At 57.5% G+C, this 14,765-nt stretch carries 13 protein-coding genes and 1 pseudogene; 8 read left to right on the forward strand and 6 right to left on the reverse strand.

Annotated features, from left to right (window positions below):
* Together Q0775_RS19160 and crtC are read left to right on the forward strand one after the other, a co-directional pair.
* Positions 1-388, forward strand: a pseudogene (locus Q0775_RS19160) (methoxyneurosporene dehydrogenase); the annotation flags it as partial.
* The gene (crtC, locus tag Q0775_RS19165) at positions 331-1,254 is read left to right on the forward strand and encodes a carotenoid 1,2-hydratase (RefSeq protein ID WP_298864989.1); all 924 of its coding nucleotides are present in this window, start codon (positions 331-333) and stop codon (positions 1,252-1,254) included. The pseudogene Q0775_RS19160 and the gene crtC, both read left to right, overlap by 58 nt.
* A 76-nt stretch (positions 1,255-1,330) precedes the next feature.
* Here crtC and Q0775_RS19170 read toward each other — a convergent pair whose 3' ends face one another.
* From Q0775_RS19170 to Q0775_RS19180, 3 genes are read right to left on the reverse strand one after another with little or no spacing between them, the layout of a single operon-like run.
* Positions 1,331-1,813 carry a TspO/MBR family protein gene (locus tag Q0775_RS19170; protein ID WP_298864992.1) on the reverse strand — a complete coding sequence of 161 codons (483 nt, stop codon included), beginning with the start codon at positions 1,811-1,813 and terminating at the stop codon, positions 1,331-1,333.
* 20 nt (positions 1,814-1,833) lie between these two features.
* A complete protein-coding gene (gene crtB / locus Q0775_RS19175; RefSeq protein ID WP_298864995.1) occupies positions 1,834-2,865 on the reverse strand; it encodes a 15-cis-phytoene synthase in 1,032 nt (343 codons plus the stop codon).
* The gene (locus tag Q0775_RS19180; RefSeq protein WP_298864998.1) at positions 2,862-4,403 is read right to left on the reverse strand and encodes a phytoene desaturase; all 1,542 of its coding nucleotides are present in this window, start codon (positions 4,401-4,403) and stop codon (positions 2,862-2,864) included. The genes crtB and Q0775_RS19180 overlap by 4 nt, the downstream gene beginning before the upstream one ends.
* 106 nt (positions 4,404-4,509) lie before the next feature.
* Here Q0775_RS19180 and crtA point away from each other — a divergent pair, with 106 nt between their 5' ends.
* The 4 genes from crtA to bchO are packed head-to-tail and all read left to right on the forward strand — an operon-like array spanning position 4,510 to position 8,710.
* Entirely contained in the window at positions 4,510-5,211 is a 702-nt protein-coding gene (gene crtA, locus Q0775_RS19185) for a spheroidene monooxygenase (protein ID WP_298865001.1), read from the forward strand.
* On the forward strand, positions 5,208-6,215 hold the full coding sequence (gene bchI / locus Q0775_RS19190; RefSeq protein WP_298865006.1) for a magnesium chelatase ATPase subunit I: 1,008 nt from the start codon (positions 5,208-5,210) through the stop codon (positions 6,213-6,215). The genes crtA and bchI overlap by 4 nt, the downstream gene beginning before the upstream one ends.
* The gene (locus Q0775_RS19195; RefSeq protein WP_298865009.1) at positions 6,215-7,837 is read left to right on the forward strand and encodes a magnesium chelatase subunit D; all 1,623 of its coding nucleotides are present in this window, start codon (positions 6,215-6,217) and stop codon (positions 7,835-7,837) included. Before bchI ends, Q0775_RS19195 begins: the two co-directional genes overlap by 1 nt.
* Before the next feature lie 3 nt (positions 7,838-7,840).
* On the forward strand, positions 7,841-8,710 hold the full coding sequence (gene bchO, locus Q0775_RS19200) for an alpha/beta fold hydrolase BchO (protein WP_298865011.1): 870 nt from the start codon (positions 7,841-7,843) through the stop codon (positions 8,708-8,710).
* A 55-nt stretch (positions 8,711-8,765) separates the two neighbouring features.
* On the opposite strand, the gene Q0775_RS19205 is transcribed toward bchO, so the two are convergent.
* Both Q0775_RS19205 and Q0775_RS19210 read right to left on the reverse strand, forming a co-directional pair.
* The gene (locus tag Q0775_RS19205; protein WP_298865014.1) at positions 8,766-9,764 is read right to left on the reverse strand and encodes a ParB/RepB/Spo0J family partition protein; all 999 of its coding nucleotides are present in this window, start codon (positions 9,762-9,764) and stop codon (positions 8,766-8,768) included.
* The gene (locus Q0775_RS19210) at positions 9,761-10,963 is read right to left on the reverse strand and encodes an AAA family ATPase (RefSeq protein ID WP_298865017.1); all 1,203 of its coding nucleotides are present in this window, start codon (positions 10,961-10,963) and stop codon (positions 9,761-9,763) included. The genes Q0775_RS19205 and Q0775_RS19210 overlap by 4 nt, the downstream gene beginning before the upstream one ends.
* A 559-nt stretch (positions 10,964-11,522) precedes the next feature.
* On the opposite strand from Q0775_RS19210, the gene Q0775_RS19215 reads away from it, so the two are divergent.
* Positions 11,523-12,623, forward strand: coding sequence for a replication initiation protein (locus Q0775_RS19215; protein ID WP_298865020.1), 1,101 nt, complete (start codon positions 11,523-11,525; stop codon positions 12,621-12,623).
* A gap of 18 nt (positions 12,624-12,641) precedes the next feature.
* Here the strand turns inward: Q0775_RS19215 and hemE are convergent, their stop codons facing one another.
* The gene (gene hemE, locus Q0775_RS19220) at positions 12,642-13,676 is read right to left on the reverse strand and encodes a uroporphyrinogen decarboxylase (RefSeq protein ID WP_298865023.1); all 1,035 of its coding nucleotides are present in this window, start codon (positions 13,674-13,676) and stop codon (positions 12,642-12,644) included.
* 101 nt (positions 13,677-13,777) lie between these two features.
* Between hemE and hemC the strand changes: the two genes are divergently transcribed.
* A complete protein-coding gene (gene hemC / locus Q0775_RS19225; RefSeq protein ID WP_298865026.1) occupies positions 13,778-14,722 on the forward strand; it encodes a hydroxymethylbilane synthase in 945 nt (314 codons plus the stop codon).
* Positions 14,723-14,765: the final 43 nt, after the last annotated feature.

The following is a 14,765-nucleotide window of genomic DNA, read 5'->3' on the forward strand; positions in this document are numbered from 1 at the left end:
TCCCGATGATGCAATTATCCCCCCTCAGGAGAGCGACCAATGTCAGACCTTGATCTTCAGCAGACTGGCGGCCTTTGGTCTGCGCTTCGACCAACAGCCAACCACCAGTACGTTGACAGGACCACCGCGGTTCAGCGCCCTGTTTCCGGCGTCAAACGGATCCCTCTACGGGCGATCCCCAGCGGGGATGATGGCGGCGTTTGCCCGTCCAACGGCGCGGACCAAAATGGCGGGCCTCTATCTGGCGGGGGGCGGGGCGCACCCGGGCGCGGGGGTGCCGATGGCCACGCTCTCCGCCGCGCATGCGGCCGCAGCGATCATGACCGACCTATGTTTAACCTCGACGTCCCCAAAGGTGGCTACGCATGGTGGTATGTCGACGGCGTAAGCGACTGCGGGACACGCGCCGTCTCGGTCATCGGTTTTATCGGGTCGGTATTTTCACCGTGGTATCATTGGTCAGGGCGCGCCAATCCTGCCGATAACTGCTGTATCAACGTGGCGACCTATGGTGCTGGCGGACGCTTCACCATGACGGATCGCGGCGAAGCAGCCTTGCAAGCGACACCCGACATGCTCCGCGTTGGGCCATCGTCGATGTACTGGAACGGCAAGGAGCTGGTCATCGACATTAACGAGATTTCATCGCCCCCGATCATCTCCCGCGTGCGCGGACAGATCACCATCACACCCGAAGCCGTGACCAACGTGGAATTGCCCCTCACCACTGACGGGGCGCATGTCTGGCGCCCCTTCGCCCCCTCCTCACGGATCAAGGTCGATCTGGAGGCCAAGGGTTGGCAATGGAGCGGGCATGGCTATTTCGATGCCAACTTTGGCACGCGCCCGCTGGAGAAGGATTTCAGCTATTGGACATGGGGGCGCTATCCTACACGCGATGGCGCGACATGCTTTTATGATGCAGACCGCCGAGATGGAACATCACTGGATGCGGCCATCGCATTTGACCGCAACGGTCAGGCCAAGCTCACGAAGGCCCCTGGGCGGACACCGTTTAAACGCACGCTTTGGGCGCTGCGCCGCGAAACACGCGCCGACGCTGGGACAACACCGCGCCAAATTAAAGCGATGCTGGACGCGCCCTTCTACTCCCGCTCCGTCGTCGAGACAGTTGTGAATGGTGAAACTGTGCAGGGGGTGCACGAGGCGCTGGATCTGAACCGATACAAGCAGCCCTTGCTCAAGCCGATGCTGGCCGTACGGGTACCACGGCGCAAAGGCTGGACATTTTAGCGGTTGCCAGCACCCTTCGCGCAGTCGGGTTTAGGTTTAAATGCAAGGTAGAAAAGCGGGTTTGGCGGCCCCCGTGCTACTCAATTTCTTCGGATGTGAGCGCTGTGACATTTGGATTAAGGCGCAGCATTTCAACATTGAGCGCTGCCGCGACTGTGACCCAGATCAGATAAGGAATGAAGGCAGCACCAGCCCAGAAATCCAACGAGAACGCGGACCATGTGCAACCAAGGACGCTAAGCCACAGCGGACCCATGGCGAATAGCGCCCCTTTGATCCGGCGCAGACCAAAAAACAGCGGTGTCCAGAGTGTGGACAGAGCTGCTTGGGCTGCCCAGAAGGCCATGGCATATGCATTGCCATCAATCACAGCGAGGCGTGCACCCGCAAAGGAGATCAGCAAATAGATACTGGTCCAAACCACAGGGAAGACCCAGTTTGGCGGAGTAAACCACGGTTTATCCAGAGATTGGTACCACGCACCCGGAGTGAACACGGCACCAGTGGCACCCGCAGCACCACACGCCATGAGAAAGATCGCAAAGAGATAAATGTCCATGTGCCCTACATAGCGGCTGTTTACTCAGCCGCCACCCCTTGCATGCGTGCTTTCGCAAGTTCGCGCGCACGAAGCTCTGCCATCACATCCATCAGCCCATCCATGCGGGTGGTTTTTGCAGTGTTTTTATACGCGGTTGCCTCCACCAGAAAAGCGACTTCTGGCAACGGCTTGGCAAAAATTATCGGAGAGCGGGGAAGGGCAACCGTTGCGGCGGCGCGTATGCCTGCCTTCCCGATAAGTTTTATTTTCTGTGCTTTGGTCGTCCGAGCGCGAAAGTTTATCGAATCGTGATTGTTGCGGCGCAGCGCACCACCGATCCCGTCATAGATATACCGTGCGGCGAAAATTCCTGTGCGGGCCCTCATAGGGAGGGCACCAATTCCCGCCTCGGAGCGGATATAGAGACGGCGTGCCTCAGCCAGCAAACGTTTCACCATGCGGCGCACTTCGGGTGTGGCTTCGGGCGCGGCAAAGAAATCATCGACATTCATACCTTCATCCGACAGCCAATCGAGCGGCAGATAGATACGACCTGCACGGGCGTCTTCACCCACATCGCGGGCAATATTCGTGAGCTGCATCGCCACACCCAGATCACAGGCACGCGCCAAAGCATCGGCATCCCGCACGTGCATCAACACACACATCATCGCCCCCACGGCAGAGGCCACGCGGGAAGAGTACTCACGCACCTCCGACAGCGTGTGATAGCGGCGTTCAACCGCGTCCCATGCGAGGCCTTCAAGTAGAGCCTCTGGTAGGGCTCGGGGCATGTCGAACTGCTCGATGATCGCGGCAAAGGCGCGGTCTTCGGGAGCATCCTTGGGCGTGCCAGCATAGGCAAGATCAAGACGCTCTTGCAGCTCGATCACAGCTTTGCCCTTCTCGAACCCCTCATCCACTTCGTCATCCGCAAGCCTGCAAAAGGCATAGAGCGCAAGGGCCGGATCGCGTACAGAAGACGGCAGTAATTTCGACGCCGCATGGAAGGACAGCGACCCCGTCCGGATCACATTGCGGCAATGTTCGAGGTCAGCGGGGGCAATCATTCGGCGGCCAATCGTGGTGCGTCGGCGATGACTTCCATGTCAGGGACCAACTTTGCCAGCACCTCAGCACTGGACACAACACCGGGCAGACCTGCACCAGGATGCGTGCCTGCACCGACAAGAAACAGGCCACCCGCCTCCTCGCTCACGTTATGGGGGCGGAACCATGCGGATTGCAGAATGCGCGGCTCTAACGAGAAGCCAGCACCATGGGGCGACAAGTAGCGGTCGCGGAATTCTTCGGGGGTAAAGACCAGCTCGGTCGTGATCTTGTCGCGGAAGCCAGGCATTTGTTTTTCCAACTCGGCAGCAACCTTCTCGCGGTAGATGGGTTCTTCAGTCTTCCAATCCACGGCATCTTTCCAGCCAAGGTGCGGCACAGGTGAGAGGACATAGAAGGTATCGTCCCCTTTCGGCGCAGCTGTGGGATCGGTCACAGAAGGGCGGTGAATATACAGGCTCATGTCATCCGACAGTTTGCCCTTCATGAAAATATCATTGAGCAACCCCGTAAATCGTGGGCCGTTGACGATCGTGTGGTGGCCCAGATCAGGCCACTGCTCTGCCGTGCCTTTTGTGCCGAAGTACCAGACATACAGGCCCATCGACCACCGCTTGCGCCGCAATTTGGGCGCGGTCCAACGCTTTTTCTTATGATTGCGCAGCAGGTGGGTATAGGTATGGCCCGCGTCTGCGTTGCTCACAATCAGGGGCGCCTCAACGCGATCCCCGTTTGTAAGAGTTACAGCGCGCGCCTTGTTATTTGCGACGATGATTTCATCCGCCTCGACGTTGTGACGGATCACGCCACCTTGGCCGCGGATCACATCGGCCATACCATCAGCAATCGCCTGCACACCGCCCATTGCGTAATGCACGCCATAGGTTTTCTCAAGATGCCCCACCAGCGCATAGATCGAAGTCACATGCGTCGGATCACCGCCAATGAACAGCGGGTGAAACGACAGCGCCATGCGCAGCTTTTCATCCTTAACCCGCGTCGCCGCATGGGCATAGATGGAACGGTCGGCCCGCAACATCGCGAACTTGGGCAAAACCTTGATCGTCTCCCAAATGCGGTGCATCGGCTTGGCGACCATCCCTTCAAACCCCACAACATAACGGGCATGGCTGTCCTTGAGAAACCGTTTGTACCCCTTCAAATCGCGTGGGGAGATTTTGTTGACTTCGGCAAACATCCGTTCGTCATCCCCGCAAGCGGCGAACTTTGTGCCATCGGGCCAGCGCACTTCATAAAACGGATCAAGCGGTCGCAGATCAACGTCCTTGCGGAAATCACGGCCACAATCCGCCCATAGCTGCTCGAACACCTGCGGCACAGTCACAATCGTCGGCCCCAAATCGAATCGGTGACCATCCTGCGTGATCGACGAACCACGCCCGCCCGTCCGATCCAGCCGATCCAGCACAGTAACTGCATACCCCTTTGCCCCAAGGCGCATCGCCGCAGCAAGGCCACCAAGGCCTGCCCCGATTACAATGGCGCGGTTGTCAGGTTGTGTTTGGGTATCTGTCATAGGGTGCTGTTTATACTGTCTGTTAGAGATGAGGTTTTCACGAACACTCTTTCATGTTTACACCAAATGTGTAAACTAAAATAGACACATTAGGGAATTTAGCATTGTGCAGCAGGTCGTAAGCCTCAGCTTTTACCGCTTCGGCAGTCTTGGGTCGCGCCTTTGGGCGTTTGCCATGATGGGCCTTGCGCGTGGAGCTATGGCGCGCACCAAGGGCATCGGATTTTGGAAGCTTTGCGGCTCTGGCACGGGCGAAGGGTTCACGCCCAAACCGAACTTTGGCGTTTATGCGATTCTTGCCACTTGGCCGGATGAAGAGACAGCCAAGCATGAGACAGGGCGCGGCGTCTTTGCCCGCTATACTGCTAAATCTGTCGAGGATTGGACCGTCTATATGTCGCCAACCTCTGCACGTGGCGATTGGGCAGGCGTACAGCCGTTCATTCCAAATGATAGCACCAGCACTGGCCCGATTGCCGCCCTTACCCGTGCCAGCGTAAAGCCGAGCATGGCGCGGCATTTCTGGGGGCGTGTTCCCAACATCTCCGCTGTGATCGGCACGGACCCCTCTGTCCTGTTCAAACTGGGGATCGGGGAGAAACCCTTGGTACACCAAGTGACATTCTCCATCTGGCCCGATGCCGCTGCCATGAATAATTTTGCCCGCACTGGCCCCCATGCGGAGGCAATCAAAGCGGTCCGCAGTGACGGCTGGTTTTCCGAAGAACTCTACGCCCGCTTTTCCCTCGTGTCCGACCGTGGCACATGGGGCGGCGTGTCTCCTCTCCACCCGAAAGAAACGATATGAAACAGCCCTTCCCCTTCTCCGCGATCGTGGGTCAAGAAGACATGAAACGCGCGATGATCCTTACCGCGATTGATCCCACCATTGGCGGGGTGCTGGTGTTTGGGGATCGCGGCACAGGCAAGTCGACAGCCGTGCGTGCACTGGCCGCATTGCTGCCACCGATTATGGCCGTTGAAGGCTGTCCCGTGAATGCGGAACGCATGAGCGATTGCCCCGACTGGGCGGGTGTGACCACTGACAAAACGCATGAGATCCCGACGCCCGTTGTAGATCTGCCCCTTGGTGCGTCAGAGGATCGTGTGACAGGAGCGCTGGACATTGAGAAGGCTCTAACCAACGGGGAAAAGGCATTTCAACCTGGTTTGCTCGCAAAAGCGAACCGAGGATATCTCTACATCGACGAGGTGAACCTGCTTGAAGATCACATTGTCGATCTGCTCCTCGACGTGGCGCAATCCGGTCAGAATGTGGTGGAGCGCGAGGGCCTGTCTATCCGTCACGCCGCGCGGTTTGTTCTGGTGGGGTCGGGCAATCCCGAAGAGGGCGAATTGCGGCCCCAACTCTTGGACCGTTTTGGCCTGTCGGTCGACGTGGCATCTCCCACGGACATTGACGAACGCATCGAGGTCATCAAACGCCGCGATGCTTATGAGAATGACCACACCGCGTTTATGGTGCGCTGGCAGGCGGAGGATGGAATGCTACGCGACCAGATCACAGCTGCCCGTGTTGCGCTGAAAAAGCTCACCACGCCAGAACAGAGTTTGCGCGATGTGGCCGAGCTGTGTATCGCCCTCGGCTCTGACGGGTTGCGCGGTGAATTGACCCTACTCAAAGCCGCGCGCGCCTATGCCGCGTTCCGCGATGATACGGCACTTACCCGCGGTCATATCCGCGATGTCGCCGCTCTCGCGCTGCGCCACCGCATGCGGCGCGATCCGCTGGATGATGCAGGCTCTGGCACGCGGGTAGAGCGTATCGTAGCCGAGACTTTAGGCAGCTGATGACCCCCCTCCTGCGCGCCCATACCGCGTTGGCCTTGCTGGCGCTTGATCCCGCCCTCGGTGGGCTGGTAATCCGTGCCCGTGCCGGTGCTGTGCGGGACGCAGTAATGGCAGATGTGCCGGCACATACCCGCCTCCACCCCACTATGACGGCAGAAGCGCTTGACGGGGGTATCGACGTTTCCGCAACCCTCGGTTCTCGAACGCTAACGCAAACCCGTGGCTTACTTGCACAGAACGGTCTGTTCGTCCTTGCTATGGCAGAACGCGCCGAACCCTATATCGCGGCGCGTCTGGCGGCGACTTTGGATAAGCAAGAAGGTCACACTCTTGTCGCGCTGGATGAGGGGATTGAAGATGAGGCCATACCCCCTGCCCTATCCGACAGGATCGCCTTTCGGGTTGATCTGGAAAATTGCGCGCTGAGTGAGATTTGTCGCCCGCCGACCTGGCCCACGCCCCTTTCTCTGGGCCACGTAACGGCGACTGACGACATCACTGAAGCGCTGGTGCTGCTCGCTGTACGTTTGGGTATTGTCAGCTTGCGGGCTGTTGGTTTTGCTCTACGCGCGGCAAAGGCACATGCGGCGCTGAATGGCCGATTAGAGACTGATCAAGATGATGTTACTGCCGCCGTAGCGCTGGTTTTAGCGCACCGCGCAACGCAACTCCCCGCCGATGAGGAAACTCGGGAAACCCCTAATGACCCGCCGCCCCCAGAGGATGCAGAACAGCAGGCCGAGCCGATGGGCAGCCTGCCGCAAGACATGTTGCTTGATGCCGTACTCGCTAATTTGCCGCCTGATCTTTTGGCAAAGCTGAACGCTGGCACCGCAAACCGAAGTGCGACGGGCAGCGGTGCGGGTCAAAAGAAGATTGGTAACCGCCGCGGCCGCCCTCTGCCCGCCCGTGATGTCGGCAATGATCAGGGCCGCGTCGACCTCATCGCAACTCTGCGGGCGGCAATTCCGTGGCAGACCCTGCGCCGCCGTGATGCCCCCCACCGCACGGCTCCGATCATCCGCCACGGCGACCTGCGCCATAAACGTTATATCGATCATTCCGACCGTTTGCTGATCTTCACCGTCGATGCCTCCGGTTCTGCCGCGATGGCGCGTATGGGTGAGGCGAAAGGCGCGATCGAATTGCTTCTCGCCGAAGCCTATGCGCGCCGCGACCATGTGGCTCTGATCGCTTTTCGCGGGATGGAGGCGGAGGTTCTGCTGCAGCCCACACGTTCGCTGGTTCAGACAAAACGCAAACTTGCCGCCCTTCCAGGAGGGGGCGCAACGCCGCTGGCCGCCGGCCTCATGGCTGCTCAAAACATGGCGGTTCAGGCGCGTCGCAAAGGGCTGATGCCCACAGTTATCACTCTTACAGACGGGCGCGCTAATATGGCTCTCGATGGTACGGCAAATCGTGCTCAAGCCGCTACTGACGCCCAAAGCATCGCACGCAGGCTGCGTACTGAGAATGTCGACAGTATCGTAATCGATACAGGCCGTCGGCCAGAGGCAGGCCTTGCCCAGATCGCCAATATCCTTGGGGGTGCCTATATCGCCCTGCCCCGCGCTGATGCGCGCAGCCTTTCAAACGCCATTGCGCAAACGCTGGAAACCTGAGCGGTGGAGTGGGACCGCCATAAGAGTTATTGGCCGCATGCCGACACCTCCCGCTTTGTCCTATGCAAGCCGCACAAATGGCACGTGCAGGATGCCGGTGACGGCCCCCTTCTGTTGCTCTTGCATGGCGCGGGGGGCGCCACACAAAGCTTTCGTCACCTGATCCCTCTGCTCACGCCATTCTACCGCGTAATTGCCATTGATCTGCCTGGTCAGGGCTTCACCCGTTTGGGGGCTCAAGCACGTTGCGGCCTTGAAACGATGGCCGAAGATATTGCGGCGCTTTGCACTCAGGAAAACTGGCAGCCCCATGCGATTATCGGGCATTCTGCAGGCGCTGCGGTTGCGTTTGATCTGGCGCCGCGCCTGCCCTCGCCTACCCCATTGGTCATCGGCATAAACGCCGCACTGTCGCACTTCAAAGGCGTGGCCGGCATCCTGTTTCCCCTAATGGCAAAGGCACTTGCCATGATGCCCGGAATTGCGGGGCTCTTTACCGCATCCAATGGCAATCCACGTTCGGTGAAGCGTCTCATTGACGGAACAGGCTCAAAGCTACCGCCCGAGGAGTTACGCTTTTACAGCGCTTTGATAAGCGACAGAGGGCATGTGAACGCCACCTTGCAAATGATGGCACAATGGGACCTTGGCGTGCTCCTGAACCACCTCCCGCAGAGTGACATACACGGCCTGCTCATTGCTGCGACAGATGACCGTGCCGTGCCCGCCGCCACATCACGCGAGATGGCCAAGCAGATGTCACATGTCGACTATGCACAGTTGGAGAAGCTGGGGCATCTGGCCCATGAGGAAGCGCCGGTACAAGTTGCGCAGCTTATTCTCGACTATCTTGCAAAAAATGCGCCCGACTAAGGCGCATTTTTGATATATTTCAATAGTTTGCAATAATATTGCCCGTGGGCAACCGCTATTTCACAAATCGGTCTTTGAGGAAGACGTCCAAGGCACCGCGTAAGCTGGCTTCGGACAGGTTTTCCTCGAACTCAAGCAGGAACTTGCGGCCTTTCTTGCGCGCAGTGATCCCCTTCTCCCCTGCAGAGCGGCGATAGGTCTGCTCATCCGTCTTACCCGGTGGTTTCACCTTTGGCGCTTCGGCAGCTTGACGCAACTGCTTGACCACATCCACCGGGTCCACAAAAGGCCCGCGGCCATTGCGCGCCGTTTGTTGCTGCGCCTCAAGGCGGACGGCCTGTGCCAGAACAGGCGTGGCAGTGACTGATCGCGCCAACAACGGCTTAAGGTCACGGGCGTGACGTTCTTTCAGATCGCGAATAGACGGGAAAGCCGCCACGACCTGCTGAGGCAAAGAGGCCAAAGCAAGGTAGCGCGACAGCCATGGCTGGCTCACTTCCAGTCGCTCTGCCATCGCCTTCTGCTTACCACCATAATACCGCGCAATGGCGTCAGCGTAGTCAATGGCACGCTCGTAATCGCTGATATCCTCGCGCTCGCGGTTCTCGATATCGGCTAGGCGGAAAGCCTCTTCATCCGACATCTCGCGCGGCTCTATCAGGTACTTAAATTGGGTGTAGTTATTCGCGCGCAGCCAGCTCACAGCGAAATGGCGACGCGCACCACAGATTACTTCATATTTGTAATCCGGGTCATCAATCGGCCGCACGACAGCAGCGAATTCCTGACGGCCTTGCGCCTTGATCCCGTCGATCAGGTCGCGACAGTTCTCCTCGTTCAGCAGCGTATATTCGCGATTATGGCGTTCCCACATACGACACTCGGACGGGTCCACCCAACGCAGTGTTTTCTCTTCCAACTCGCCAGACATGCGGTCGCTGATCGTCGTTGAGCGTTTGAGAAACCGTGCAGATTCACGGCCACTTGTTGGCGTACTTGGCCCGTCCAGATCGCTCAGCACATCGTCAAAAATCGCGTCATGTTTTTTGCTCATAACAGCCCCTCCTTGCGCAGGCTTTTGTGGTGGCTGGGCCATGTCTTGCGGATGAGCAACTCAATCTCGCCGTTCACCGCATCCAGATAGGCGCGGCAGCGTTTGTGCGTCTCGGTCCGCGTGGAGGCCCCCGTTAACTCATAGACCGTAGCCAGATTGGCGGCGGCGTTGTCGATTTCAGCACTGTCTTTGAGTACCGCATTCAGCATGTCATGCGGGAAAACCGCATCCATCATCCGCTTGATTGCCTGATGGGCCGACTTGCTGTCGTTCATCTTTGTCGCGAGAATTTTAATAAAAGCATAATCGCGCGCACCCCCAGCCCTTGCCAATTCGTTAAGGGTGGCGCCCATCATCTTGAGAAAGTGCGCGGTCGAGCCGAAATCGATGTTATTGGGCGGCGCGGGGATCACAATCGCATTGGCCGCACGCAACACTGAAAGCGATAACATGCCAAGGGCAGGGGGTGGATCAAGAAGAATTACGTCGAACTCGTCCTTGATGCTCTCGATTCCTTCGCGGAGTTTATCGAGGACAAAGCTGGAATCTCGCGCCATGCGGGCGGCAAACTCGTATTCAGCATCATAAAGACCAAGGTTGGCAGGGATCAGCGCAATACCGGGCCAGTAGGTGCCGCGCAGGGCATAATGAAGGGTCTTGGGGCCCCCATGACGGAAGAAAGGATAGAGCGTCTCCTCCTCCTCATCGACGTCGATATCAGGGTTGAGGCCAAAGACGCTGGTGGTACTGGCCTGACTGTCGCAGTCGATCACACAAACGCGGTATCCTTTGAGCGCGAGATATTGGGCGAGGTGGCAGACCATCGTGGACTTACCAACGCCGCCTTTGAAATTCTGCACGGCCAAGACCATTGCAGGATCATCACTGGCGCGGTGAGGTACGGTGCCGAACACACGGCGCATCTCGTTGACTTGAGCAAGACTATAACCTGTGCGCCGCCCTGTATCGGGATCTTTTTCAGGCATAGGCAAGCGACCGTCAGCCTCTGCATCGCGGATAAGCTTGTCGCTCCGACCCACCATGTCAGCGGCCTTTCGGACCGTGAAGCGTAGGTCCAGCGTCTTGCTTGTTCCGGGTGCAAATAATCGGTCCCGCAAGCGATTGATGACAGTAGAGGCCCGCGTTGAAAGCTGGTCAAGCTCGGCCAATGTGACGGGGGGAAGTACAGGCTGCTCCATGAGTTCCTCATGTTATGATTATATGCGAATCATGAACTGCCTAGGCCAAATGCTCAAGTGTGAATATTTGGAGGTTTACCCGAAAAAGTTGGAAATTCGTCAGCATTGATGAGAGGAGTGGAAAAAGCATCGCAATATGCCGCGATATCTTCGTGTAACAGCCTGTCATTGGCGCTCACACCCAAAAAGTAAGTTTAATCATATGGGTGAGTCCCAAACCGTCAATTCATCTAATAAACCTAAAAAGAAAAACCTCTTTGTGTTCTTCCTTCGGAGTCTTCTCTGTTCATAGCACGCACCCCTAGTGAAATAAGGGAATATTAGTCTCTAAACTTACGTATTGGGGCTGGTTGACTTACGAATTGGGAGGTCTGGCAATACGTCTTGGGGTGGCTGTTCTTACGTTTTGGGGTGCAATTTAATCCTTACATATCGGGTGTTAATGTACGGGTGCTGTGCAGAGTGAAAAAAAGCGGTAAAATACAGTGTGATGCGAATCGGGACCTCAAAATCGGATCTTTCTAACCTTACTTTTCGGGTGACTACCCAATGATTGCCCATGGGCAATTTTCTTGATACCTTACGCGCAACAGACTACAAAAGTAAGAATAAACGTGTAAGCGAGCAGATGGCAACCAAACCCTACCGCACCATAACGGCGCGCCCCAATGCTGAAAGCCTGGTGAAACCAGGTGAGTTGGTGGACCTTGTGGAGGTCACGCCACTGACGCTGGCTGATCGCCGCATCTATAACCAACTCTTGGAAAACGCATGGGATGCCATCGACAAGCCTGTGACCCACGTCATTGCCAAAGCTGAGTTGCGGGGCTCACACAACTCCAATGACCGTGTGGGTGAATCGATTGAGCGGCTTATGGGCTCCATCGTCAAAGTGAAGGTGAAGCGCGACGGCGAGGATGCGATTGAACGGGTGCAGCTTCTGGGCGGCAACATCGAGACGACGCGCCGCGATGGTCTGCTGGAATATGAAATCCCCACGAGGCTCCGGCGCATTATCAAGGACAGCACCGTGTTTGCCCGCCTCCAACGCGAAGTGATGTTCGCGCTTAGCTCGAAATACGCGTTGACGCTCTATGAGATGATCCAGAAACGCGGCAACCTGCGCTGGAAGTCTGATGAGAAATTCAGCGTTGATGATCTACGTGGTATCCTTGGGGTGCCTAAGGGCAAGCTGACCTCGTGGTCCAACCTCAAACTGCGCGCGATTGATCCTGCCGTGGCCGAGGTCTGTGCGCTCAGCGATTATGTGGTCGAGGTCGTGCCGATCAAGACGGGCAGGCGGGTCACCCATGTCGAGCTGCGCTGGTGGCGCAAAGATGCGAAATCAGAAGCTGAAGTAGAGCGGGAACTGACCTTTTCCAAAGTGGGGCGCAAGGCGCGTACCCAAGAGCGGACAGAGACCGTCCGCGAGGAGCCACGCGCTTATGCCCAGCGACCGCGGCCTGTCTGGCTTGAGACTCGCGGGGCAGCGTTGCGGCCCGATACCTACGAGACAGCACGCCTGCGCTACCCTGGGTTCGACATTTATCATGTGGAGGGGGAGTGGCGCGATTGGGCCAAGGGCAAGGACGCGCCGCGTGATCCTGACCGCGCATTCTTGGCGTTCTTCAAGGCATTTGCCGAGGCCAACCCGATCTAGGGGCCGGCCTCGTAGAGACTATCCGTTGCGCACAGTGTCGATCATAAGCTGAACATTTTCGGGGTCGGCGTCTGGTGTGATGCCATGGCCAAGGTTGAAGATGTGCGGTCCTTTGGAGAAGGCTTTGACCGTGCGGCGTGTCTCGGAAACAAGTGCGTCACCCCCCGACACCATATGCGACGACTTCAGGTTGCCCTGAACACATCCGCCTGTTTGCACGTGCTCGGCGGCCCATTCGGCAGTCACACCATCATCCACAGCGATACAGTCGGCACCTGTGGCAGCATGCGCTCCCACATACCGCTCACCGGCGCCGCGCGGGAAGGCGATGATCGGCACGCCGGGGTGCTTTTCCTTGAGTGCTGCTGTAATTCTTGCCATCGGCTTGATCGAATAATCCATGAAATCATCGCCTTGCAGAGACCCTGCCCAGCTATCAAAGATTTTGACGACTTCGGCACCAGCCTCAATTTGCTTTGACATATAGTGAATTGTGGCCTCAGTGATGCGGTCCATCAGGCTGTCGAACACGGCGCGGTTCTCGGTCTTAAGTTTGTGTGCTGGCCCTTGATCCGGCGTCCCTTGGCCTGCGATCATATAGGTGGCGACAGTCCATGGTGCTCCTGCAAATCCAATCAATGTTGTTTCAGCAGGCAGTTCCTTGGACAGGATTTTCACAGTCTCATAGATGGGGGAGAGGTGATCGTGGATCGCATCCGCTGGCACGAGTTTGTCCAGTTCCGCCTGAGTTGTGATCGTGGACAGGCGCGGCCCTTCGCCCGTCACAAACCACAGGTCCGCACCCAACGCTTGGGGGACCAGCAGGATATCGGCGAAGAGAATGGCAGCATCAAATCCATAGCGGCGGATCGGCTGGAGCGTAACTTCGGCAGCGAGTTCGGGATTGTAGCAAAGCTTCAGAAAATCACCTGCTTGGGCGCGGGTGGCGCGGTACTCGGGCAAATAGCGGCCCGCCTGACGCATCATCCATATCGGCGGTGTCGGGAGCGTTTCACCGGCGAGGGCGCGAAGTATTGTTTTCTGGCTTGTCATATGTTGTCTCTATCACTGAATTTGGTTGCCTGCACCTTGCGTCAAAACACATGCAAGATACAAGAGTTGTCAGGTTTAGTTTACACCGTTAGAGATGACTTATGACATTGAAATTACCCACTCCCGCCCAACCGCTGATGATCGGCACCCGTGGATCGCCTTTGGCCCTGGCCCAAGCGCATGAGACACGCGAGCGTCTGGCAAAGGCGTTTGATCTGCCGTTCGAAGCATTTACGATTGTTGTGATCAAAACGACTGGTGACAAGATCATCGACCGCCCGTTGAAAGAGATTGGCGGGAAGGGGTTGTTCACCCGCGAGATCGAGGCCGACATGCTCAGCCACAAGATTGATATCGCTGTACATTCCATGAAAGACATGCCGACGCTCCAGCCAGAGGGGCTGATCCTCGATACCTATCTGCCGCGTGAAGACGTGCGCGATGCGTTTATCTCTCCAACGGCAAAGTCTTTGGCTGATCTGCCCGCAGGAACTGTTGTCGGCACCTCCAGCCTGCGCCGCCGTGCGCAGCTGATGCTCAAACGCTCGGATCTGGAAGTGGTCGAATTCCGCGGCAACTTGCAAACCCGTTTGATGAAGCTGGACCAAGGAGTTGCCGCCGCAACCTTCCTCGCCATGGCGGGCCTGCGCCGTCTCAAGATGGACGATGTTCCCCATACCGCAATTGAAACCGATGTGATGCTGCCCGCCGTTGCCCAAGGGGCGATCGGCATCGAGCGGCGCATCGAAGACACCAACGTCGCCGAAATGTTGGAGGCGATCCATCACATTCCAACGGGTCAGCGCCTTGCGGCGGAACGGTCCTTCCTGCTGGAGCTTGACGGCTCTTGCGAGACACCGATTGCGGGTCTGGCGGAACTTGACGGCGGCACGCTGCATTTGCGCGGTGAAGTATTGCGGCCCGACGGGTCCGAGGCCCTGAATGACGCGATGAGCTGTCCTATTGAGGATGGAGTACAAGCCGGCAAAGAGATGGCGCAAAAGCTGCTTTCGCAAGCAGGGCCGGATTTCTTCGACTGGCGCTAAGAAAAAACTGCCGACCCTGTTATCAGGATCGGCGGCATCAATT

Source organism: uncultured Sulfitobacter sp. (assembly GCF_947499945.1).
Taxonomy (GTDB): Bacteria; Pseudomonadota; Alphaproteobacteria; order Rhodobacterales; family Rhodobacteraceae; genus Sulfitobacter.

What these genes read in the sequence shown, in the direction of transcription:
- Q0775_RS19180 (WP_298864998.1), bottom strand. Translation starts at nt 4,403, where the DNA reads ATGACAGATACCCAAACACAACCTGACAACCGCGCCATTGTAATCGGG.
- crtB (WP_298864995.1), bottom strand. Translation starts at nt 2,865, where the DNA reads ATGATTGCCCCCGCTGACCTCGAACATTGCCGCAATGTGATCCGGACG.
- Q0775_RS19210 (WP_298865017.1), bottom strand. Translation starts at nt 10,963, where the DNA reads ATGGAGCAGCCTGTACTTCCCCCCGTCACATTGGCCGAGCTTGACCAG.
- Q0775_RS19170 (WP_298864992.1), bottom strand. Translation starts at nt 1,813, where the DNA reads ATGGACATTTATCTCTTTGCGATCTTTCTCATGGCGTGTGGTGCTGCG.
- hemC (WP_298865026.1), top strand. Translation starts at nt 13,778, where the DNA reads ATGACATTGAAATTACCCACTCCCGCCCAACCGCTGATGATCGGCACC.
- hemE (WP_298865023.1), bottom strand. Translation starts at nt 13,676, where the DNA reads ATGACAAGCCAGAAAACAATACTTCGCGCCCTCGCCGGTGAAACGCTC.
- Q0775_RS19215 (WP_298865020.1), top strand. Translation starts at nt 11,523, where the DNA reads ATGGGCAATTTTCTTGATACCTTACGCGCAACAGACTACAAAAGTAAG.
- bchI (WP_298865006.1), top strand. Translation starts at nt 5,208, where the DNA reads ATGAAACAGCCCTTCCCCTTCTCCGCGATCGTGGGTCAAGAAGACATG.
- crtC (WP_298864989.1), top strand. Translation starts at nt 331, where the DNA reads ATGTTTAACCTCGACGTCCCCAAAGGTGGCTACGCATGGTGGTATGTC.
- Q0775_RS19195 (WP_298865009.1), top strand. Translation starts at nt 6,215, where the DNA reads ATGACCCCCCTCCTGCGCGCCCATACCGCGTTGGCCTTGCTGGCGCTT.
- Q0775_RS19205 (WP_298865014.1), bottom strand. Translation starts at nt 9,764, where the DNA reads ATGAGCAAAAAACATGACGCGATTTTTGACGATGTGCTGAGCGATCTG.